20 protein-coding genes and 1 riboswitch are annotated in these 21933 nt (G+C 50.5%); of the genes, 6 read left to right on the top strand and 14 right to left on the bottom strand.

What is annotated here, in order from left to right:
- Window positions 1-33 precede the first annotated feature (33 nt).
- The 6 genes from AC5JMP_RS16600 to AC5JMP_RS16575 form a co-directional block, all read right to left on the bottom strand.
- Complete coding sequence (locus tag AC5JMP_RS16600; protein WP_495852592.1) at window positions 34-669, bottom strand: hypothetical protein; 636 nt, start codon at window positions 667-669, stop codon at window positions 34-36.
- Between the two features lie 311 nt (window positions 670-980).
- Complete coding sequence (locus AC5JMP_RS16595) at window positions 981-1754, bottom strand: ABC transporter ATP-binding protein (protein WP_495852591.1); 774 nt, start codon at window positions 1752-1754, stop codon at window positions 981-983.
- 286 nt (window positions 1755-2040) lie between these two features.
- Window positions 2041-2745, bottom strand: a complete 705-nt coding sequence (locus tag AC5JMP_RS16590; RefSeq protein ID WP_495852590.1) for a HupE/UreJ family protein — start codon at window positions 2743-2745, stop codon at window positions 2041-2043.
- A gap of 69 nt (window positions 2746-2814) precedes the next feature.
- Window positions 2815-2956, bottom strand: a riboswitch (cobalamin riboswitch).
- A 159-nt stretch (window positions 2957-3115) separates the two neighbouring features.
- Window positions 3116-3499 (bottom strand): type II toxin-antitoxin system VapC family toxin, encoded by a 384-nt coding sequence (locus AC5JMP_RS16585; protein ID WP_495852589.1) that lies wholly within the window; start codon window positions 3497-3499, stop codon window positions 3116-3118.
- The gene (locus AC5JMP_RS16580; protein ID WP_495852604.1) at window positions 3496-4317 is read right to left on the bottom strand and encodes a hypothetical protein; all 822 of its coding nucleotides are present in this window, start codon (window positions 4315-4317) and stop codon (window positions 3496-3498) included. Before AC5JMP_RS16580 ends, AC5JMP_RS16585 begins: the two co-directional genes overlap by 4 nt.
- A 203-nt stretch (window positions 4318-4520) precedes the next feature.
- Window positions 4521-5462 (bottom strand): serine hydrolase, encoded by a 942-nt coding sequence (locus tag AC5JMP_RS16575; RefSeq protein ID WP_495852603.1) that lies wholly within the window; start codon window positions 5460-5462, stop codon window positions 4521-4523.
- A 116-nt stretch (window positions 5463-5578) separates the two neighbouring features.
- On the opposite strand from AC5JMP_RS16575, the gene AC5JMP_RS16570 reads away from it, so the two are divergent.
- From AC5JMP_RS16570 to AC5JMP_RS16555, 4 genes are all read left to right on the top strand, one after another.
- Complete coding sequence (locus tag AC5JMP_RS16570) at window positions 5579-6334, top strand: C40 family peptidase (protein WP_495852588.1); 756 nt, start codon at window positions 5579-5581, stop codon at window positions 6332-6334.
- 329 nt (window positions 6335-6663) lie between these two features.
- Window positions 6664-7050 carry a glycine cleavage system protein GcvH gene (gene gcvH / locus AC5JMP_RS16565; RefSeq protein WP_495852587.1) on the top strand — a complete coding sequence of 129 codons (387 nt, stop codon included), beginning with the start codon at window positions 6664-6666 and terminating at the stop codon, window positions 7048-7050.
- A 35-nt stretch (window positions 7051-7085) separates the two neighbouring features.
- The gene (gene gcvP / locus AC5JMP_RS16560) at window positions 7086-10145 is read left to right on the top strand and encodes an aminomethyl-transferring glycine dehydrogenase (RefSeq protein WP_495852586.1); all 3060 of its coding nucleotides are present in this window, start codon (window positions 7086-7088) and stop codon (window positions 10143-10145) included.
- 27 nt (window positions 10146-10172) lie between these two features.
- Window positions 10173-10667 (top strand): ureidoglycolate lyase, encoded by a 495-nt coding sequence (locus AC5JMP_RS16555; protein WP_495852585.1) that lies wholly within the window; start codon window positions 10173-10175, stop codon window positions 10665-10667.
- A 121-nt stretch (window positions 10668-10788) separates the two neighbouring features.
- On the opposite strand, the gene AC5JMP_RS16550 is transcribed toward AC5JMP_RS16555, so the two are convergent.
- From AC5JMP_RS16550 to AC5JMP_RS16540, 3 genes are read right to left on the bottom strand one after another with little or no spacing between them, the layout of a single operon-like run.
- Window positions 10789-12198, bottom strand: coding sequence for an NAD(P)(+) transhydrogenase (Re/Si-specific) subunit beta (locus AC5JMP_RS16550; protein ID WP_495852584.1), 1410 nt, complete (start codon window positions 12196-12198; stop codon window positions 10789-10791).
- On the bottom strand, window positions 12195-12488 hold the full coding sequence (locus AC5JMP_RS16545; RefSeq protein ID WP_495852583.1) for an NAD(P) transhydrogenase subunit alpha part 2: 294 nt from the start codon (window positions 12486-12488) through the stop codon (window positions 12195-12197). The genes AC5JMP_RS16550 and AC5JMP_RS16545 overlap by 4 nt, the downstream gene beginning before the upstream one ends.
- 43 nt (window positions 12489-12531) lie before the next feature.
- The gene (locus AC5JMP_RS16540; protein WP_495852582.1) at window positions 12532-13695 is read right to left on the bottom strand and encodes a Re/Si-specific NAD(P)(+) transhydrogenase subunit alpha; all 1164 of its coding nucleotides are present in this window, start codon (window positions 13693-13695) and stop codon (window positions 12532-12534) included.
- An 868-nt stretch (window positions 13696-14563) separates the two neighbouring features.
- Here AC5JMP_RS16540 and AC5JMP_RS16535 point away from each other — a divergent pair.
- Together AC5JMP_RS16535 and AC5JMP_RS16530 are read left to right on the top strand one after the other, a co-directional pair.
- Entirely contained in the window at window positions 14564-15115 is a 552-nt protein-coding gene (locus AC5JMP_RS16535) for a nucleoside 2-deoxyribosyltransferase (protein WP_495852581.1), read from the top strand.
- A gap of 16 nt (window positions 15116-15131) precedes the next feature.
- Window positions 15132-16121, top strand: coding sequence for a nucleoside hydrolase (locus AC5JMP_RS16530; protein ID WP_495852580.1), 990 nt, complete (start codon window positions 15132-15134; stop codon window positions 16119-16121).
- A 28-nt stretch (window positions 16122-16149) separates the two neighbouring features.
- On the opposite strand, the gene AC5JMP_RS16525 is transcribed toward AC5JMP_RS16530, so the two are convergent.
- The 5 genes from AC5JMP_RS16525 to AC5JMP_RS16505 all read right to left on the bottom strand — a co-directional run.
- Entirely contained in the window at window positions 16150-16710 is a 561-nt protein-coding gene (locus tag AC5JMP_RS16525; RefSeq protein ID WP_495852579.1) for a zinc ribbon domain-containing protein, read from the bottom strand.
- A gap of 107 nt (window positions 16711-16817) precedes the next feature.
- On the bottom strand, window positions 16818-17171 hold the full coding sequence (locus AC5JMP_RS16520) for a hypothetical protein (RefSeq protein ID WP_495852578.1): 354 nt from the start codon (window positions 17169-17171) through the stop codon (window positions 16818-16820).
- Window positions 17172-17296: 125 nt separating this feature from the next.
- Window positions 17297-18475, bottom strand: coding sequence for a lipocalin-like domain-containing protein (locus AC5JMP_RS16515; protein WP_495852577.1), 1179 nt, complete (start codon window positions 18473-18475; stop codon window positions 17297-17299).
- A 5-nt stretch (window positions 18476-18480) separates the two neighbouring features.
- A complete protein-coding gene (locus AC5JMP_RS16510; RefSeq protein ID WP_495852576.1) occupies window positions 18481-21081 on the bottom strand; it encodes an ABC transporter permease in 2601 nt (866 codons plus the stop codon).
- Window positions 21082-21301: 220 nt separating this feature from the next.
- The coding region (locus AC5JMP_RS16505; protein ID WP_495852575.1) for an IS5 family transposase at window positions 21302-21933 on the bottom strand (632 nt) is incomplete at its 5' end.

The following is a 21933-nucleotide window of genomic DNA, read 5'->3' as shown; positions in this document are numbered from 1 at the left end:
TCAAAAAATTAGTCGATCTAAAAGCAAATATCCTTAGCCGACGATCGACCAGGTAACTCTCAGAGTGCCTGTGTTGTCGCCATAGTAGCCCAGCTGATCGTTGTTGACGAAATATACCGTTTCACCCGGTTGCAGCGTCACGGTCTGATTTTTGCCGTGAGCTACAGCTTGGTCGCCCTTGACTGCCACCAGTGCCGCTGGCGGAATGCCCTGAAAACGTGCGCAGCGCACGTCTCCGCCGAAATGGCCATCCGCAGACACCATAACGCTATGTCCAGGTGTGCCGCCATAGTTCCACTGCTGATCGTCGCTGGTCACAAAGTTAACGACGATCGCTTGGTCAAAGTTGTTAGTAAAGGTCGCGTTAGAGTCGTATTCCTGATCGGCATGGACTGCGATCTCGCCGCTTCCCTGAATCGCTGGGGTTTCCAATATAGGCTGAGGTTCCTGCGTGACTTGGAAAGAGGTGACTGGGCAGGCAATGCTGGCATCAATCTCTTCAACCTTCCGCACTCTGCGAATGAGCAAGATTTCCTCTTCACGACGGACGATCGTACGAACGGGCGCGATGCAAACAACGTCTATTTGAGGATTACGCGGAAAATCATCAAAACTCAAATCTTCTATCTGAATTGGGGGCTGAATTGGAGTTAAATTACTTTCATTCATGATCTACAAAATCTGCGAAAGGAAAAGCTGTACTTAGAGCTATCACGCAATCTCATGACAGTCAATAAGCCATAGGTTTGCGGAATTGAGGGTGCTACTGTATACCGATCGCTTGTTTTTATCGCGACCTTTTTGAAAGCTCATACCCATGTTCTACAGATTCAGCAAACTCAGGTCAATCAAGCCATAGCCCCACTTCGGGTCAAATGTTCCGGCAGGCTTTCCCGGAATCTGACAGGCATTCCGAAGCAGTTGTTTGACCTGGGCAAAGCCAATCTATTATTGCTCCGATGCCCGTAACGTTAGCGGATCTAATCCATTACCACAGGCACCAAATCCCCTTCCTGTACCCGCAAAACTCGATCAGCGCTCCGGGCAATGTCGGGGTTGTGGGTCGCCATAATTAGAGTCTTACCTGCACTTCGGGTTAGATTCAGCAAGATCTTCAGAACTTTTTGCCCCGTTTCCTCATCCAGATTGCCCGTTGGCTCATCGGCTAACACCAGCTGCGGATCGTGAGCCAGGGCACGAGCGATCGCCACCCGCTGCTGCTGTCCGCCAGAAAGCTTGTCGGGAAAGGTGTAGGCGCGATCGGCTAGATCCACCTGTGTGAGTAAGCTCAAAGCCGCTTTCTCAGCCGTATGGAAAGAGACTCCAGCTAGCTCTTGGGGCAGCGTCACGTTTTCTAAGACGGTGAGGGTCGGAATCAGGTTGAAAAACTGAAACACAAAGCCGATCTGGTCGCGCCGCAGCAGAGTACGCGATCGCTCGTCTAGCTCTGTGATCGCCACTCCGTTGATCCGAATGATTCCTGAAGAAGGTCGATCGATGCCGCTAATCAGGTTGAGCAGCGTACTTTTACCGCTGCCGCTGTTCCCTAGCAGCACCACAAACTCTCCAGGCTGAAACGTGAGATCAATTTCTTTAAAAACAGTCCGCCGCACTTCGCCTTCCTGATACAGCTTGCTCAACTGCTCAATTTGGATGAGCGCGCCCCCTGTTGCAGAATCCAAAGCGGCATCTGTCAACTCAGCCGCTGAGGGCGTTGACGACAGGAGATTCGACCACCAACTCTTTAGAGACATACTGCGTTTTGTAAAGTGAACTCGCCTTCCCCTGATCTTAAACAAACGTGAGTTCAACAGAGGCAAAAAGAGTGAAACAAAAGCTCGTTAAGCTGATGGACAAGATTTTGCGGCGCTAGCGATCGCGGATTGAGTCGGTCAATGACCTGCGCAAGAACTTGTGCTACAAACTTGTGCCACAAACTTATGCCAGATTGGACACTCGCGGCGGCGCAGCAGCTGGAATTTCTTTTGCCAATCGCAATCAGGCTGTAGCGCCGTTCGCGGCTATCATCTAATACCTTGCCTACGCTGGAAAAATAGTTTCCATCAACAAAGTTGACAGGAACGCCGATCCTGCGCCACAAATCACAAAGCCAGCAAACCGGAGAGGTAAACTAGGCTGCCCATCGGCTTGCTTAAGAATCACTCTACCCGCTAGAAACGCAGCGGTTGCCACCACCAGTTGGATTGCCGTAAACCCTGCCAGATAAGCAATCAGGGGTGTCATTTCGGCTCCGAAGATAGCTTCTCCATAGGCGTAGCCATGAAATAACCCGATAGCAGCAGCCAATCCAGTTAAAACCCAGGTGCTAGGGCGCTCTTTCAGCGCTAAAAAGATGCCAAACAGCAGAACAGAGCCTGAAATTACAAACTCAGCTGCTGGTAGAGGAGTCTCCGTTAAATGGAGCCATAGTCCTGCCATTGCTGCCAAAACAAAGGCGATCGGAATCTTAATCCCTTGACAGCCGATCGCACCCAGCAACCCGACTGCGACAACAAATGCAAAGTGGTCAAGACCGATGACAGGATGAGCCAGCCCTGACAGGAACCCCTCAGAGAAGTTAGCAGGCACTTTTCCATCCATTGCGTGGTGAGCCAGCGCAGGAGCAGGATTAAATAGAAGGCTTGCAATGGTAAGCAGTGCGACAAGCCAAACTTGCCCAAACCTAACTTGCCCGAATAGGTGAGCAAACTTGATGAACTTAAAAGAAGCAAAATGTTGCTCCATCCGTACCTCGCAGATGAAAAAGAATAGGTTAACGAGCCTCTAAAGGAGACATTGCACGAGCCTCTATAAGGAGACACTGCGCGATCGGCGGGCATCCTGACTCAGAGATTAACTCTCTTCACAGTTGCGGGACAGCGCCGGATTCACACCGGACTTTCCCCGTTACCTCTAGCAGCTGACCCCCACTAGAACCGATGCATCAGAGCATATCACCTTTAGAGTGGCTTCTAATTCCAAGATGAAAATTGGAGGGCTACTTCAGCAATAATTTGCAGCAGCTCATCGGTGAAGTTGTGCGGCGGCAGATAATTTCTAACCCAACACCAAAAACTCTTGACCGTCCGCACCAACGCAGTGTTGGGCTGCGCTGCTACAAGATACTGACTGAGTAACTACGAACCGCTTCGTCTACTGTCGCAATGGTCAAACCGTTTTGTAACGCTTGACAAATAAGCATTCTGTCAAATGGATCACGATGCAATGGTGGCAGTTTAGCTAGTTGAACTACACTACTCTCATCAAGAGCAAGACTAATAATCTGATGAAGATCCCGTTGTTTAGGTAAATATGTTCCAGGATGCTCCGGTAGAGGCAGTTTGCCTATCTGATACTTGACAATTGCTTCCCAAACCGAAATTGCGCTCAGATAGACTTCGTTATCCGGATCACGAATTGCATCCTGAACATCTGTTGACAGCTTGGTATTGCCACTGATGAACCAGAGGAAAATATGTGTGTCTAACAGAATTTTCATTCACCCTCGAATGCACTTAAAATTTCCTCCGGCAAAGGCGCATCAAAATCGTCGGGAACTACAAACTCTCCAGCACACAGACCGAAAGGTCGTAATTGCTTACCGTTAGACATAGCAGATCTAGTCTCAACTACTGACTTATCAGAGCGGAAACTAGATTCTATTTCGACTTTCAACTTACTGTTCTGTTCAAGCTCTTCGAGTCTATTAATATGCTCTTCGGTCTTTAGTACAATAAGACTGCTATAAGCTTTAAGCTGAGTAACTAAATTTGATAATTCCAAACCATTTTCAAAATATTCTTCTACATCACGAGCAGAGATAGAAATTGCATTCCTGGCACCGTCATGGATTTGTTTTAGTTCTAAAATTGAGAAGAAACTTACAAAAACATCAACGATTTCAGAAAGTAACAAGAAACCTGAGACAGCTCTTTCAAGATCTGCTTTATATTCACCAATTCTACCTTCGTTTATAAGGGAAAGACTAAGAAATAAATAGGAATATGCTGTAGAGAAATTGGTTAGATGATCGATCAACCTAATCACTTCGATCGCCTCTGGCATATCTTTGTAGTGTTTCCATACATCGAACCAAGAGTTGGTCAACTGGCTAAAGGTATTATATTTCTCTTGATAAGTTTTAGAGCTACTCTTGGCTTGCCCTAGCAAAAACTCTGTTTCTTCAATCAGATTTGCAATTAGGGTTTGATCTGAGCTTGCAAGAATACCATCAAGATGTTGTTTTAGATACTGAACATCCTCTAAAACAACTTGACTAAGAGTACTATGAACTCCTTCTATCTGAACATCGTTCATAACGGATATCTCCCAAGCATTACTAAAGAGTAGATAAACCACCTCTTCATTATAAGAACGTTCCGTCCGCACCAACGAGGTGTTGGGCGGCTGTCTCTAAGCTGTCGGAATCGTTGAATTCCACTCTGCGCTAAACGCCACTGCTCGACCTCTATTAACAGCCTTTTGATAGGCGGAAATAACTATTAACGAAACGACTAGCCTTACACTAGCTCGTCTAATGCGGCTGCAATCTCTTGAGAAATAGAGGGCAAAATTGCCTCGTTTTTAGCGTGAATCTTGCCCTCTATGAACACAACTAGAAGGTAGGGCGGGCGATCGGGTAATTCAACATATGCTGCGTCATGGCGAACCTGGCTAGTTTCTCCGGCTTTCGACCAAATCTGTGCGCCTCCGTACGGTAAGCCCGCTCCCAAAAAACCCGTCACCTGATTTTCTGGATTGGCTAAAAGATCTGCCGGATCAAGGCTACGCTTCATCAGCGCCATCATGGCTTGCGATCGCTCAGAGGACACCGCCACCCCGCCGATAATGCTATGCAACAGCATCGCGACGGCATTGGTCGTCAGACGATTGCGGTTTTCTAGCTTGGCTCCCAAAAACGATCGCTCTCTGCCGTAAGCGCCGTCACACCAAGTTTTTTGGTTGACGTTAATGCCCTCCAGCTCATCCCAGCCCAAAGACTGAAAGTAGCGATTGACAATATTGCGCTGCTGTTTCCAAGTCTCAAACGGTGCAGAGGATAGCTCCGGGCCGCTGGTGGTTCCCGTCAGCACATCGACCACTAAGCTGGTAGCATCATTGCTGGAATCCACGATCATGTCTCGTACTGCACGATCGACCTCTGGTGAAGGGGGAATCATAGCTTTTGCCTGCCACTCATGCACTGCCACCAAATAGAACAGCTTGACGACACTCGCCGGATAAATCAGTTCAGCTCCTCGATGGGCAAATCTTCGCGCTCCGTACTTCCAAAACTCCTCCGGTTTCAGCGCCCCCCCCGTGTTGACGGGCACCGGATCATCATAAACAACCCAGGTCAGGGCAATTTGATGGGGCATAAGTTCAGGAAATTCTGTCCAGGTTGCCCGAAGGACGCGATCGCCCAATTCACCCAGAAGGTCATCCGATCGAAAGCAGCGCATTGACAAGGATATGATGGGTAAGGGTCACAGAGCCTAGCAGCTCAAGCCTAACAATTTATAGCATCTTCCATCCCTAACCCTAGCTCACCGTGGTTTCCAGAACAGAGCTTCAAAGCATGATCGAGGCTGATCGGCAGGCAGGTCGATCGACAGAATACCAGTGTCAAGCCAACCTAAATTTGTATGACTCTCCCGCATTGACCTGTCTGGCAACTCAGGCAGTCACCGGGCGGCAGCTGCGAGTTGCCAGATTGAATAGCGATGTGCACAGCGATCGCCAGATTGATGAACAGGCAGTCCAGGTTAAGCTGTGTGAAGACGGCTATGGGGGTTGGCTACCTCTAGAAGACCTAGATTTAATTGAGGTGGCAGAATCTCCCTATCAGGCGATCGCTTTCTCTGAAGCCGAAATTGAGGCGCGTCTCCCACAGATCCTTGCCTTTGCGCAACGCGCCATGGCACAGCCAAATCACTATTTGTGGGGCGGCACTGTAGGTCCCAACTATGACTGCTCAGGGCTGATCCAGACTGCGTTTGCGGTGTCTGGCATCTGGCTGCCCAGAGATGCCTATCAGCAGGAAGAGTTTGCACAGCCCATACATCTGCAAATGAGCGAATCGACAGAGGATTCAAACCTATGGCTGAGCGCTTTGAAACCCGGTGACCTGATTTTCTTCGGCACTCGCGTCAAAGCGACCCATGTAGGGCTATATCTGGGAAATGGCTGCTATATTCACAGCTCTGGAAAAGACCAGGGACGCAATGGCATTGGCATCGATCGCTTGTCGGAAGGAGGCGATCGCATCAGTCAAGAATACTTCAAACAGCTTAGAGGCGCTGGTCGGATTGTAGGGTGCTACCAAACCGCCTGAGAGTCTATCGTTGCTGGGACTTACAATATTTAAAGGTCAGGAAGGGCATCGACGACTGACCGTGTTTCGTCTCGATGCCCTCGCTGGTTCGCTCCTCACACATTCGCAACTATAGCAAATCTTAAGCAAGTTTGTCATCTCCTTGAAGAAAATATTGCGCTGATGTGACACCAACCTCTATAAACAGGTGAGAGTGACAAGCTTTACAGCAGTTCTCAATTGCATAGACCACAGTTATTTTTTTAGAAGCTTCTAAAAAAATAACCCACACTTAACCAAACGCAAAGCACTGTAAGACAAAGCGAGAGCAATAAGGCAAGAGGAATCCCATGGCTACCTACCCAAATGATTTGAAATATCTTGACTCCCACGAATATGCTCGACTGGAGGGCAAAATCGCCACGATCGGCATTACGGCATTTGCAATCGATCAGCTCGGCGACATTGTGTTTCTAGAGCTACCCGCAGTCGGCGATGCCTTGCAGAAGGGAGAAACTTTTGGCACAGTCGAGTCTGTTAAGGCGGTCGAAGATTTGAAAGCGCCCATTTCTGGCACGGTACTTGAACGCAATGATGCCTTGATAGATGCCCCTGAACAGTTAGCTGAAGATCCTTACGGTGCAGCCTGGATGCTCAAGGTGCAGGTTGAAGAGGTGGGTGAGTTGGATGATGCGCTTTCGGCTGAAGACTATCGAGCGAAAGTAGAGGGCGCATAGCAGCTCAAGATTTGCAGCTCAAGATTTATTGCAAAATGTTTCAGAAATCGCTAGAACTGACTTACGTCCTCTTCTTCGATCGCCCTCCGGGAACTCACTCCTCTATGTCGTCACTCAAGCTCTCAACTTCTTCTCAAGATGCGGCTGGTCTAGGTGTTGCTGGTCTAGGTGTTGCTGGTCTAGGTGTCGCCGACCCAAGCGCAGCTGATCTGGGCGCGACTGGGTCGGCGACTGATTTGGGCTTTGAAGGACGGCATATTGGCCCTAGGGCGACAGAGGTACAGCAAATGTTGACCTTGCTGGGTCTAGCTTCTCTAGAAGATCTGATTGAAAAAACTATTCCAGCCGCCATTCGGCAAAAGCAGCCGCTTAATTTGGGAGCGGGCAAAAGTGAGCATGAGCTGCTGAAAGAGCTAAAGGCGATCGCGGCTCAGAACCAGATTTTTCGATCGTTCATTGGCATGGGCTATGCCAACTGCATTACGCCTCCCGTCATTCAGCGCAACATTCTGGAAAATCCGGGTTGGTATACCCAATACACGCCCTATCAGCCAGAAATTTCTCAAGGTCGATTGGAGGCGCTGCTCAATTTCCAGACAATGGTAATGGATTTGACGGGTCTAGAGATCGCCAATGCCTCTCTATTGGATGAGGCTACCGCCGCTGCCGAAGCCATGACCCTGAGCTATGGACTGCACAAGGGCAACGCAACCGCTTTTTGGGTGTCAGAATCTTGCCATCCGCAGACGATCGATGTCGTCATGACCCGCGCTAATCCTCTAGGAATTGAAGTGATTGTAGGCAGTCACCTTGATTTTGCCTTTGACCAGCCTATCTTCGGGGCTTTGCTGCAATATCCTGCTAGCGATGGCGCAATTTATGATTATCAAGATTTTTGCGATCGTGCCCATGCTTCAGGTGCGATCGTTACCGTTGCTGCCGATCTGCTGAGCCTAACTTTACTTAAGCCTCCGGGTGAGTTTGGAGCCGATATTGCGGTAGGCAATACCCAGCGGTTTGGCGTACCCTTCGGCTACGGTGGCCCTCATGCAGCCTATTTTGCCACTCGCGAAGCCTACAAGCGTCAGTTGCCGGGTCGTTTGGTGGGCGTATCCAAAGACCTGACCGGAAAACCTGCTTTACGTCTAGCACTCCAGACTCGTGAACAGCACATCCGTCGCGACAAAGCCACCAGCAACATCTGCACGGCTCAGGTTTTGCTGGCAGTCATGGCAGGTATGTATGCCGTCTATCACGGTGCAGACGGGCTGCGCCGTATCGCCGATCGCGTCCATGCCCTCACCGTCACCCTAGCAACAGCGCTGGAGAAGCTAGGCTATGGGCTGGGTACAGAACCTTACTTTGATACGCTGCGAATAGAGGTAGGCAAGCGACAAGCTGAGATTTTGGGACGGGCGATCGCTCAGCAGATCAACCTGCGAACCATTGGGGAAGAGGCGATTGGCATCTCTCTGGACGAAACAACGACACTTCAGGATTTACAAGACTTAGTAGAGATTTTTGCAGATGAAGAAATTTCTGAAGTGGGTTCTACATTACCCCTCGCCTTGGAATCTTCACTTGCCGCCATTCCTCAAATTTTCCAACGCAAGTCTTCCTACCTTACCCACCCGACGTTTAGTCTCTACCGCTCTGAAACTGAGCTTCTGCGCTACATTTACCGTCTGCAAGCTAAGGATTTGTCTCTGACGACCGCCATGATTCCCCTTGGCTCCTGCACCATGAAGCTCAATGCTACGGCAGAGATGATTCCGGTGACTTGGGCAGAATTTGCCAATATCCACCCCTTTGCACCGCTAGGCCAAGCCCAGGGCTACCAAATCTTGTTTCGGCAGCTAGAGGCATGGCTGGGCGAAATTACCGGATTCGACGGCATTTCTCTGCAACCCAACGCCGGATCGCAGGGCGAATATACGGGGCTGCTCGTTATCCGTCAGTATCATCAGCAGCGCGGTGAAGGATATCGAAATATTTGTTTGATTCCAGAATCTGCTCACGGCACGAACCCGGCGAGTGCTGTCATGGCGGGTATGAAGGTTGTGCCCGTTATCTGCGACAAAGAGGGCAACATCGATATCGCCGACCTCAGCGCCAAGGCTGAGAAGCATAAAGACCAGCTTTCGGCACTCATGGTGACTTATCCCTCTACTCACGGGGTGTTTGAGGAAGGGATTCAAGATATCTGTGCGATCGTTCATGCTAATGGCGGTCAGGTCTACATGGATGGAGCCAACATGAACGCTCAAGTCGGGCTTTGCCGTCCGGCTGACTTCGGTGCGGATGTTTGTCATCTCAATTTGCACAAGACTTTTTGCATTCCCCACGGGGGCGGTGGACCTGGCATGGGGCCGATCGGCGTGAAGGCTCATCTAATCCCCTTTCTGCCCGGTCATACCGTGGTGCAAATGCCGGAAGAATCCATGGCTCATATTGGCGCAGTGTCGGCGGCACCTTGGGGCAGCAGCAGTATTCTACCTATTTCCTGGATGTACATCGCGCTCATGGGCGGCACGGGTTTAACCAGAGCCACGGAGATTGCGATCCTCAACGCCAACTACATTGCCAAACGGTTAGAGGGGCATTATCCAGTGTTGTATAAGGGCAAGAATGGCTGGGTTGCTCATGAGTGCATTCTGGATCTACGCCAGTTCAAAAAAACTGCGGCGATCGAAGTAGACGATATTGCTAAACGGCTGATTGACTATGGCTTTCATCCGCCGACAGTCTCTTGGCCCGTGGCGGGAACCGTCATGGTAGAGCCGACTGAAAGCGAATCCAAGCAGGAGTTAGACCGCTTTTGCGACGCGATGATTGCCATCCGCGAAGAGATTCGGGAGATCGAGTCTGGACAGGCAGACCCGCAGGATAATCTTCTGAAAAACGCCCCCCACACAGCGGCTATTTTGTTGAGCGATGACTGGCAGCATCCCTACTCGCGCACTAGGGCGGCATACCCTACATCCTGGACACGCGAAAATAAGTTCTGGGCTGCTGTCGGGCGAATTGATAATGCTTACGGCGATCGCAATTTGGTCTGCTCCTGTCTACCTATGGATGCCTATGCAGATATCTAGACTAGACGATGAGAATAAGGCTGACCTATGGCTTCTTCAGTGCGGCGATCGCTCCTAGCTCAACCCATCACAGATGAGGCTTTTCGTCCTTACGGGCAGGTGATTTTTGCGGCTAAAGACGGCAAAGCTTACGATGCAGAGGATGCACAGCTGGCGCTAAGTGACGGCATTCCTCGCTTCTATATCATGCGGCTGCATTGTCCAGGACGGCGATTCTCTCACATCACCTGCCATCAAAACTGTACGCAGTGTTTGGGTTCTCTAGGGGGTCAATCCTGGCTCCTAGCGGTTGCGCCCCCCTGTGAAGCAGACAGCCCTGCCTGGGAGGCGATCGTCGCCTTTGTGATTCCGGGAAACTGCTTTGTCAAATTAGAGGTAGGCACTTGGCACGCAGGGCTCTACTTTGATCAAGAAGCGATCGATTTCTATAACCTAGAACTCAGCGATACCAACAGTGCAGATCATCATACCTGCGACCTCAGAGACACCTACGGCATAGAGTTTGAGATTATGCCAACTTAAATTAGACCTCTTGCAAATTAGTTTTAGTGGGGGCTGCGCCCCCACTAAAACTGTTCTAAAACTGGCAACAGCAGAGGGAAGGCAATGCCGCTATGAAAAACTTCCAGCCCCCAATTTTAGACTAATTGAGTTCTTTAACAGCCGTCACAAGGCTAGCAACAACGTCCTTGGCACCGCCGAAGAGCATCATAGTTTTGTCCTTGTAGAACAGCTCATTCTCAACGCCTGAGAAGCCCGTGTTCATACTTCGTTTGATCACGATCGTATGCTGCGCTCTATCCACTTCTAGAATCGGCATTCCATAAATGGGGCTGCTCTGGTTAGTGCGCGCTGCCGGATTGACCACATCATTGGCTCCAATGACCAATGCCACATTGACGCGATCGAACTCTGGGTTAATGTCATCCATGTCATAAAGCTGCGGGTAGGGCACATTGGCTTCAGCCAGCAGCACATTCATATGTCCCGGCATCCGGCCTGCAACCGGATGAATCGCATATTTCACATCCACGCCGAGTCGCTCTAGCTGATCAGCAAGCTCCCGCACCGCGTGTTGGGCTTGAGCCACCGCCATGCCATAGCCAGGAACAATTACCACCGATCGCGCATAGCCCAGCATCATTGCCCCTTCTTCGGCATCGATCGTGTGTAACGTGCGATCCTGTGATCCTTCTCCAGCCGCCTCTTCAAACTTTTTAGCAGAGCCAAACGCGCTGAAGAGAACATTGCTCAAAGAGCGGTTCATTGCCTTACACATGATCTGGGTCAGGATGATGCCTGATGAACCTACTAGCGCGCCAGAAATAATCAGCATGTTGTTATTCAGGACAAATCCGGCTGCACTTGCCGCTAAACCTGAGAACGAGTTCAACAATGAAATGACTACCGGGGTATCTGCACCCCCGATCGGCAGGACGAACAAAACACCCAAGACTAGCGAGATCGTAGTCAGACCCAAAAAAATCGTTGAACTGTGAGGATGGGCAATTAACAATCCGCTGCCTACGAGGAACGCAATCAGCAGCGAAATATTAAACGGCTGCTGAAAGCCAAAGGTAATGGGCTGTCCCGTAATTAACCCCTGAAGCTTGACAAATGCCAGCATGCTACCCGTAAAGGTGATACCACCAATTAGCACACTCAAGATGATAGTCACGGTTTCACTCAGGGGAATCTCTGCCTGCTGCATGTATCGCCAGTATTCCCCGATCGCCACTAAAGCCGAAGCGGCTCCCCCAAATCCGTTGAGCAGCCCCACCATTTGCGGCATGGCCGTCATTTCGACCCGCTGCGCCATGACTGCGCCAATGGCTGAACCCAGTAGAATTGCCACCAGAATCATCTGATAATTCAAAACACCCTGATTCAGCAATGTTGCCACGATCGCCACCAGCATCCCGATCGCCGCCACCAGATTACCCTGACGGGCGCTGGCAGGAGAGCCAAGCTTTTTTAATCCGACAATAAATAGCCCTGCTGCCACGAGGTAGCTGAGTTCAATCCCTGAAGGTAAAAATTCGCTGAGATTCATGCTTTCACGTCCTTCTTCTTAAACATTTGCAGCATTCGATCGGTGACGAGGAAACCGCCCACCACGTTGATTGTGGCTAATACCACCGCCAGTAACCCTAAAATCACCGTTAGATTCCAATTTTTATCTCCTGCTACTAGCAAAGCGCCGACGATCGCAATGCCCGAAATGGCGTTGGAGCCAGACATCAGCGGCGTGTGTAAAGTCGGAGGAATTTTGTTGATCACCTCAAAGCCAATAAAGGTCGCCAGTACAAAAACCACCAAACCTGTAATCAGTGGGTCTATCATGATTTGCTCTTTTTCCTAATGTGTTGTATCGACGAGCCAGTCGTTAATGCGTCACTGCTACTGTTTCGCCCAGCAGATCCCGCACACGCGCGTTGCGAATTTCGCCAGCATGAGTGACGCAGGTGCTCCCCGTGATTTCGTCTTCAAAGTTGAGGACAAGATTGCCGTCTTTGACCAAATACTGCACCAGAGTCAGCAAGTTCTTGGAGTACATTTGGCTGGCGTGAATCGGCATGGAGGCAGGCAGGTTAATGGGACCCAAGAGGGTGACACCGTTACGGACGATCGTCTGACCGGGTTCAGTCCCTGCGCAGTTGCCACCCTGCTCCGAGGCGAGATCGACTACAACCGCACCTGGCTTCATAGAAGCCACCATGTCTTCAGTCACCAGTCGGGGAGCCTGTCTACCGGGAACCTGCGCCGTCGTGATCACCACATCGGCAGTCTTAACATGCTCTGCGATCGCCTCCTGGGTCTTCTGCTTAGCTCGGTCGGACACCTCTTTGGCATAGCCGCCTGCCGCCACTGTATCCTCATCTAGCTTGACTTCAACAAACTTTGCCCCCAGGCTCTGCACCTCTTCTTTGACGGCAGGGCGGATATCAAAAGCCTCTACCACTGCGCCTAAGCGACGGGCAGTGGCGATCGCCTGTAATCCAGCCACCCCTGCCCCAATAACAAACACCTTTGCCGGGGGAATAGTGCCCGCCGCCGTAGTCAGCATGGGGAAAAACTTAGGGGAGGTTGCCGCCGCCAGAAGCACCGCCTTATACCCGGCAACGCCAGCCTGAGAAGAGAGGGCATCCATGCTTTGCGCCCGACTAATGCGCGGAATCAGCTCAATGCTAAATGCCGTAATCTGGCGATCGGCTAAACGCTTGATCAGCATCGGTTCTGCTAGCGGATTGAGAAAGCTGATGAGCGTCACGCCTTCTCGGAGCAAATTCACCTCATGCTGTCCGTCATCCCGCTGTTGAGGGGGCTTCACCTTCAGCAAAATATCTGCCTGGTGCCACAGATCGGCAGTCTCTGAAACGATTGTCGCACCTGCCGCCTCATAGTCTGCATCAGCGAACGAGGACTGTTCCCCTGCGCCCGCTTCCACCACAACCTCAAACCCTTGTTTGACCAGCCGACTGACGGTGTCTGGAATCAGGGCGACTCGGCGCTCGCTCACTTCAATTTCTTTTGCGATCGCGATTTTCATTCACTCTCCTAAATCAAGTCTTGAAGTTCTCTAATCTGGTTTCTATAGCAACCGCCAAGGCGGTTAGGACGAGGACATTTTGGGTGGAGCGCTTCGCGCCCCCCAAAATATCCTAAGCAAACTGGCGATCGCTATAAATGAGGGAGTCTAAATATAGCGGGTTTTGGGATATCTCAGGTCACGAAACCTGGATAGCCACAAAAATTGAATAGTCACAAGAACGATAGGGTCGCGAAGATTACACGTAAAAATCATACGTAGCAGATCTCCACCCATATCATCCTCCCTACACACAATAGTGCTGCCTCACGGCTGGAGAAGATTTCTACAGATTTAGATCACATCCCCTTAAGAAAGCATCACTATCTTGGAAACATTAATTAGCTTTACATTATCAAACGCAACAATTGAGCCATCCTCAATAGATCACAAAACCCTAGAAGCTGGATTTCAAAAGCGCTCCGCGCTTTTGAAATCCAGCTTCTAGGAAAAATATGAAGACTTTAGTACCTACTGATCCTACAGAGCAGGGCTGATTTATTAGACCTCTTGCAAATTAGGTTGAGTGGGGGCTGCGCCTCCACTCAACCTAATTCCAAAACTTTAATCTGCAAGAGATCTACTGAAGGGAGAAAGACGAATGCGATCTTGTTTAGGCGCACCGAAGGTCATCACAGTCAACCTCATAAGATTCTCGCATGTTCTACCCTCTCTGGTCTATAGATGGGATCTATACTGACCTAGGGAAAAACTACTGTGAGCAGAAGTATCGCGAACGCTAAGTCAAATCCAGGAAGACAGCTCAGTTTCTCGGCTTTGACGTAGCCCCTCAATCCCCTCATTCTGAAAGTGTTTCTTGAGAGAGCTAATGATGAAAATTTATCTGGCGGGCCCTGATGTGTTTTTGCCCAATCCGCTTCAGGCGGCAGCAGCAAAGCAAAATATTTGTACAGCTTACGGATTTGAGGGCATGTTTCCCTTTGACAACGAGCTAGATTTTTCGAACTTGTCGCCTTTTGACGCGGGTATAGCGATCTACAAAAGCAACCTAGCGCTGATGGATCGCTGTGACTTAATTGTGGCAAATATGACCCCGTTTCGAGGTGTGAGTATGGATGTGGGAACTGCGTTTGAGATGGGCTACATGGCGGCTCAGGGAAAGCCAGTGTTCGGCTACAGCAATGATGGACGACTGTATACCGATCGCGTACCTGTCCTTACACCAGGGATTGATGATCAGGGGCAATCGATCGAGTCTTTTGGAATGCACGACAATCTGATGTTAGAAGGAGCAATTTATACAAGCAACGGTATATTTCAATGCGAGCAGGCTTCCTCAGAGGATTACTATACGGCACTGAGCGTGTTTGAAGAAGTCATCAAACTTGCTGCCAATCAATTACTTAAATTAGCACCGTAAGTAGAACATTTTTACCATGATTTCTACAAAATCTAAGATTATTTTGGATACCGATCCAGGGGGTGACGATTGCTTTGCTTTCCTGTGGCTCATCAGCTTAGCCAAACAGGAAAAAGCTGAGATTGTTGCGGTTACGAGCGTGGATGGTAACGTTAGCGCTCAGCTAACATTTGCTAGCTCTTGCAAGCTCTTGAAGCTTTGCAACTTTGATGATGTGGAGGTGGGGCGCGGTGTCATTGGTGGCTCGAAGCGCGATGACATAGAAGATGCAGGAACAATTCACGGCATGGACGGCTTGGGAAATTTATCCCATACGTTGCCAAAGCCAGAACAGAAATATGAATCGGCGCGATACTCAGATGACATCTTAATTGAAAAGCTGAGAGAATTCCCTGGAGAGATTACGATCGTAGCGATCGCTCCTCTGACCAATCTAGCCGCTGCCGAAAAGAAGTCACCCGGCATTCTAGATCTGGCAAAAGAAATCGTGATCATGGGTGGCGCGTTCAAGGTACCTGGAAATATCACTTCAGAGGCTGAGTTTAATATTGCCTACGATCCAGAAGCAGCAAAACTAATCTTCGATCGATATACTCACTTGGTAATTTTGCCGCTCGACATTACTCAAAATATTGTTTTTACGAATGAAATGGCGGAGCATGTGGCGGAAGTGAATTGTGAGCATGCGATCGCTCAATTCATCATTGCGCTCTGCAAGTTCATGGCAGGAACAGCAATGGCATTTCGAGAAACCTCTGGTTTACAAGGTTTCTTGGTGCATGATGCTGCGACGTTAGCTTACCTGTTCTATCCAGAAACCCTGCTATTCCGCCGAGCGCAAGTCCAGATTGAAACTCAGGGCGAATGGACAAAAGGCAAAACGCTTTACGACGATCGCCATAAAACTAAGATAGGAGCGAATGCCTGGGTGGCAATGCAGGTAGACAGCGTTAACTTGTTGGCTGCAATAGTAGAAGACTTAAAGTATTTACTGGCGAATGTCTAGGTACAGATTTTTTGTTGCTTGTGCAGCTTCAGGTATCCAGCTGATGACCGCAGCTAGAACAGAAGCGATCGGCAGACTGGACTGCAACGCCGCACTGACTGCAAAACTGACGGGTGGCGGGTGGCGCTGGAGGTGCGGTAGGAACGCCCATCTGCATAGACATATCACCCATTTTCATTGCCATCGGCTTCAAGCTCATTTGCATATTTCCCATCTGCATGGGTTTCATGGGCTGCATAGGCTGCATTGGCTCGATCGGTGACATCATGGGTGGCATTTGAGATGGGCTATCAAGCTGCTGCATCTGTATCTGTTGGGCATTGTCAAGCGCAGGTACGCTGCTCAACACTCCGATGCTACTGCCTTGAATTTGCACGAAATATTCGCCTTGCGCAGTTTTCAGCTTCACAATCACGCCATTGGCTACGCGAAACACCTCTGGATCGGTCGTCCAACTTCCGGTCTGGATGCTTTGAGTCGCTTGCTGCTGCTGCCCTCCGCCGCTACTAGATAGCATAACCAGCGTTTGCGTTCCCGACTGATCTAGAAAAAGATGCTGCCCGTTGCCTAGCTCACATTGGTATGCCATAGTCACCTCGTCTGCACTCTAGTATCCAAATATTCTAGGATCTTGGGATCTGATGTTCTGGGATTCAGCTATTCTGGAGTTCTAAAAATCGACACCATTAACTGTGTCTAGGGTTCGATAAAGTCGTAAAGAACTTCTCCCGATTCGTCCTCATACTCTTCATTCTCCTGACGGGAAGCAGAGGTTGAGGAAACGGTAGGATCGATCGCTTGCTGTAGCCGATCTTGGAAATCATCAGACTCTAGAAAGCCTACCAAAATTTCATCAGGTTCGTCTTCAATGTCATCTTCTGCATATTCTGCATACAGATCTTGCTTTTTATCCAGATGCTTACCGAGATGCTGGGCGATCGCTTGATAAACAACCTGCTCAACACTTTGCCCAGTCTGCCGAGCCAAGCTTTCCAGATCGGTTTGCCAAGACTGAGGAATAGAGCATTTGATTCGAGGGAGTTCAGCCATAGGACTTATGTTACAGCGCTTTGCGCTGGGTTGAGAGTGGGTATTTTTTAGAAGCAGTGCGGAGCGCGGCTTCTAAAAAAATACTCTGATTTATGCAATTGAAAATTGCTGTAGGTAAAGATTACTTAGGGCGTTCTGGCAGAGAGCAAGGCATCTAGGCGATCGGCATAACCCGTCAACTCAACGTAGCCTTTGCCTTGAATCGGCTGATTTTCGGAGCTGCCCTCAAAGGCGACTGCCCCTTCCCAATAGGTTGCCGTTGAGGTGTTGAGTTCTTGGTTGGGCATCAGGGGTTTTGCCTGTAGCGTTAGATCGAGCTTGGGGATAGCGATCGTCCATTTCGCTGGATAAATTGCTCCGCTTTGAGGACTTTTCCAGGTATCTAGCACCTTTATCTGCCAGTCTTGGGCATTTAGAGGCTGTGTTTCTCCTGTTGCTGTAATGTAAGTTCCCGCAGAAGTTGACTCCAGCGTGCCGTCGTCGTGCCGTAACAGATACAGCATCAGGGCTGAGCCGTTGTCAAACTGCATCGAAAACCAATCCCATCCCACGGTTCCAGCGCTGAGTGAGCTAGTGGAATACTCATGATCTTTCCAGGTTAATCCTGTGACTTCATAGGTTTTCCCATTAATGGTTACTTTTCCACTCGTTGGCTGTTGCACGAGTGAATAATAGTAGGATGCGTTACCCGGTTCCAAGCCTTTGACGCTGAAGCCGCGATCGCCTTGCAACACAGGCAAAGTTTGTTTAACAACTAAATCTAGCGCCACGTCTGAGGTTTGGGCTTGCAGCCGAACCTTGCCGGGTTCTACTTCGTTGGCTGACCAATCCTCTAGCCAAACCTGATAGGGTGCTGCCGTCACGCCTGCCAAATTGACATTGCCCCGGCTAAACCGCTCGTAGGGATAGAAATGGCGATCGGCAATATCGCTGACCGTAAAGTGAGCAGAGTAAACCTGCTGACTGCGCCAGTTTGAGGCTAGGGCGATCGGTTGCTCAGACTGAGAAGAAAGAGTCGGCGGGGTGAGAGCCTGCCGAAAGAAAGTGAGCTGAAAGCCAAACGGACGACCTTCTGCGGTTTCCAGATTGCCTGTGTAGTACCACCATTCGGTCTGGTAGCCTTCATGTGCGCCAAAGTCTTGAGGAAATTGCCAGGTTTGCGGAGCTGTAACTTTGCGAAATTCAGCAGTACTTACAGGCGCATCCAGCCAGGTGAGTTGGGCATTGGCGGCTTGGGCAGCAGGGACTCTAAAAAATCCCCCAAGGGTGATGCAAATGATTAGAATCGTGAAGAAGAATTTCATGGGCATTATTCTTGACGGACAGCAGTAGAGATATTCATTCGACTCAGACGAATTGCTGGATACAGCCCTGCCAGAAGCGCCGCGACGATCGCCACCAGCAATGCCTGCCAGAAGTATCTGCCCTCCAGCACCATTTGCAGCGTCCAGCCAAACGATCGCACGTTGATGACATAGATCAAAATCCAGGCAAGCGCATAGCCCAGCGGCATAGCAAAAACGCCCGCCATCGTGCCCATTAGCCCAGTTTCCAGCAGAGTCATCAGCCCTAACTGGCGGGGAGTCATACCTGTCGATCGCAAAATACCGATCTCGCGGGTGCGCTCTAGCTGAAGGCTCATCAAGGTGCTGAGTACGCCAATAAACGCCACGACAACTGCTAAAAGGCGCAGAGCGTCCGTGATGGCAAAAGTGCGATCGAAGATCTCCAGCGAACCTTCACGCAAGCTGCGATTGGACTGCACTGAGAGACTTTGCTGACCTTTAAACTGCTCACGAATGGCGTTAACCGTGTCTTCAACAGAGACTTGAGGAGATACAAATAAACCGAGTGAGGCAATGCGATCGTCATGCCAAAGAGATTCGTAAATATCATTATCAAGAATGATGGTTCCCTGATCAGAGGAATAGTCATAGAACACCGCCAGGACTGGAAAAGTGCGATCGCCTGCCGGAGTTTCCAACGTAATGGTTTCAGGATTGCCCTTCAGATTTTCTCGAATAATCAGCGCTTCTGAAATAATGGCTCCCTGTCCCGCATCCATTTCATCCCAAGGATCGGCGCCCAAATCTGCCCGAATCCAGGCATAAGGGCGCTTGCCATTAGACACGTCTCCGTCGGCAGAAATCAGCTTCGCGGGCTTATCGCGGATTTGGTCGTCAAAGCCCAAAACCCTCACATCTGCATCGTTATAGGTGACGGCGCGATCGATTCCCGGAAAGGTTTGCAGCGCGTGGGCGATCGCCGGATCGACCTTGCCCAAAACTCGATTGGCGGTTGTAGTGGGCGGCGAAACGTAAATATCTGCCTGCAAAGTCTGATCAAGCCATTGCACCACCGTGCCGCGAAACGAACCGACCATCACCGACACGCCGACAATTACGGAAACCGACACCATCAGCGCCGCGATCGCCACCGACGTCCGGCTGAGCGATCGCAAAATGTCTCGCGGAGCCAGCCGTCCAATAATTCCCAGTAGGCGACCGCCAATTGGCACAAATCCCTGCATTGTTACGGTCATCAGAGGTGGCACCAGCAAGGCAGATCCCAGCAACACCGCAAACAGCCCCGTGAACGCCGCTACCAGCCCTGAGCCTTGCCAGCGCAACAGCAAAATACCCGCCAGGGTCAGCCCCGCCCAGGCAAACACAAGCTTAGGCAAAAGCGCCTGGACTTTACCTTCTAGAGTCGATCGCTGAAGCGTCAGAGTTGGCGGGGTGTTCATCGCCTCCAGAGCGGGCAGTCCTGAAGCCAGCAGTGCCGAGGCAATGCCGACTACCAGACCTTTTGCGATCGTGCTGTTGGCTAAAGTCACCTGCTGCACATTCACCACAAAGTAGAAGTCGTTGATCGTCTGAGTGATCAAGCCCACAATGCTGCGCCCCAAGACAATCCCCAATCCCACGCCCAGAGCTGAGCCAATAACGCTAAACAACGCCGCCTCGCCCAAAATCAGGGTAAACAGCTGTCCCTGAGTCACTCCCAAACAGCGCAAAATTCCAAAGAGAGGACGGCGCTGAATCACGCTAAAGGTGACGGTATTGTAGATCAAAAACATGCCAACGACGAGCGCCAGCAGACTCAGAGCCGCCAGATTTAGCTCAAAAGCTGCCGTCATCTGCTGCACCGCGTTTTTCTGAGCCTCAGCGGTTTCCAGCTTAATGCCAGCCGGAAGAAGAGCGGCGATCGCCTCCAGATCTTCCGGTTCTCGCACAATCAGATCAATTTCGCTGAGGGTGCCCACCTGCCCCAGAATTTCTTGCGCGGTGGCAATATCGGCAAACAAGAAGTTGCTTAATGCCCGTCGATTCAGGGAGTCGCTAGTTTCCAAAATTCCTGCTAGCGTTGCAGTCCGAGCCTGTCCAGCAACATCTAAGTGCAGCGTCGCGCCCAAAGTCAGGTCATACTGTGCAGCAATTTCTTTGGATAAGACCAGAGTATCGGGCTGGGTAAGGAACTGCACAAACCCGGTTCCTTGACTGCCTACATCCTGGAAGTAGCTGCGGAACGGCGATTCTGCAAACAAGTCCACGCCCACGAGCCGCATCGGCTGGTCGCCCAGTTCGCTGACCCGCACATAGCCCTCGACCACGGGCGCCGCCGGAACGCGATCGACTGAGCGCTTCAGCTTGGCGTAGACTGACTCATCGACACCTGTGGGGGCGATCGCCACAATGCGGTGGGTTGCCCGTCCGGTAATGGCATCTGTCGAGAGTGAAAAGGCGCGCTGAGCGGAGCCATTAGCCAGATCGATCGACACCATCATGGCAACACCCAAGGCAATGCCCAAGATGCACAAAACGTATTGCAAAGGACGCTGACGGAGACGCTGCCATGCCAGCCGCCAAAGCGGACGATTGGACAGGATAGGGATAGGAGAGATCAGCATACTGGTCACAGTACAAAATCACAGTACAAAAGCAGGGCGGAAGAACAGGGCACCAGCCAAACTGTAACAAAGTATTGCGAAGCTTGGAACGACCTTCGATTCTGGAGCTTAATACCGATTTAAACGAATTTGTGGGCACATCGAACCTCAGAAGGGGCTTAGCAATGCCAAGCCCGTACCGGGGTCGCGGTTCCAATTCAAATTGGTATTAGGGCGTGTTTTAAAACTGTAACCACAAGACAATAGAGGCTAGAGTCAGCATGGCAAGGTAGTTTTCAGCCTTTTTCTCATAGCGAGTGGCAACTCGACGAAACTGCTTGAGGCGGTTAAAACATCGCTCAACTCGGTTCCTCTGGCGGTACAGAGTCTTGTCAAACTTTCCTCTGTGTTTTTCAGTGGCTTTGCGAGGAATGGTAAAGCGAATGCCGCGACGACGTAAATAGTGACGAATCTTGCCGCTGCTGTAACCCTTATCGGCAACGACTCGTTTGGGACGTATCCTGGGGCGACCTGAGCCTGCCCGTTTGATTGCGCCCTGCTCCATCAAGGATTCAAAGACGACGGCTTCATGCCGCTGCCCCACCGTGACAACAAACGTAATCGGCAGTCCGTTGCCGTCGCAGCGCAAATGAATTTTGGTACTGAACCCGCCTTTTGACCAACCCAGGGCTTCCCGTTGCTGCACCTGCTCAGTTGGCGAGAACATACTCAGTGGATCGATCGCCTCCCTTATTGCCCCGGCTGCATGTTGATGCGCTCGAATCACACTACCGTCAACCTGATGGAGTTCCCAATCGAGGGCTCTTCCCAACTTTTGGTGATCCTGAAATCCTTTTTCAGAAGGTTTGTTAC

This window comes from Drouetiella sp. (genome assembly GCF_059504425.1).
This window is presented reverse-complemented; position numbering and strand designations above follow the sequence as displayed.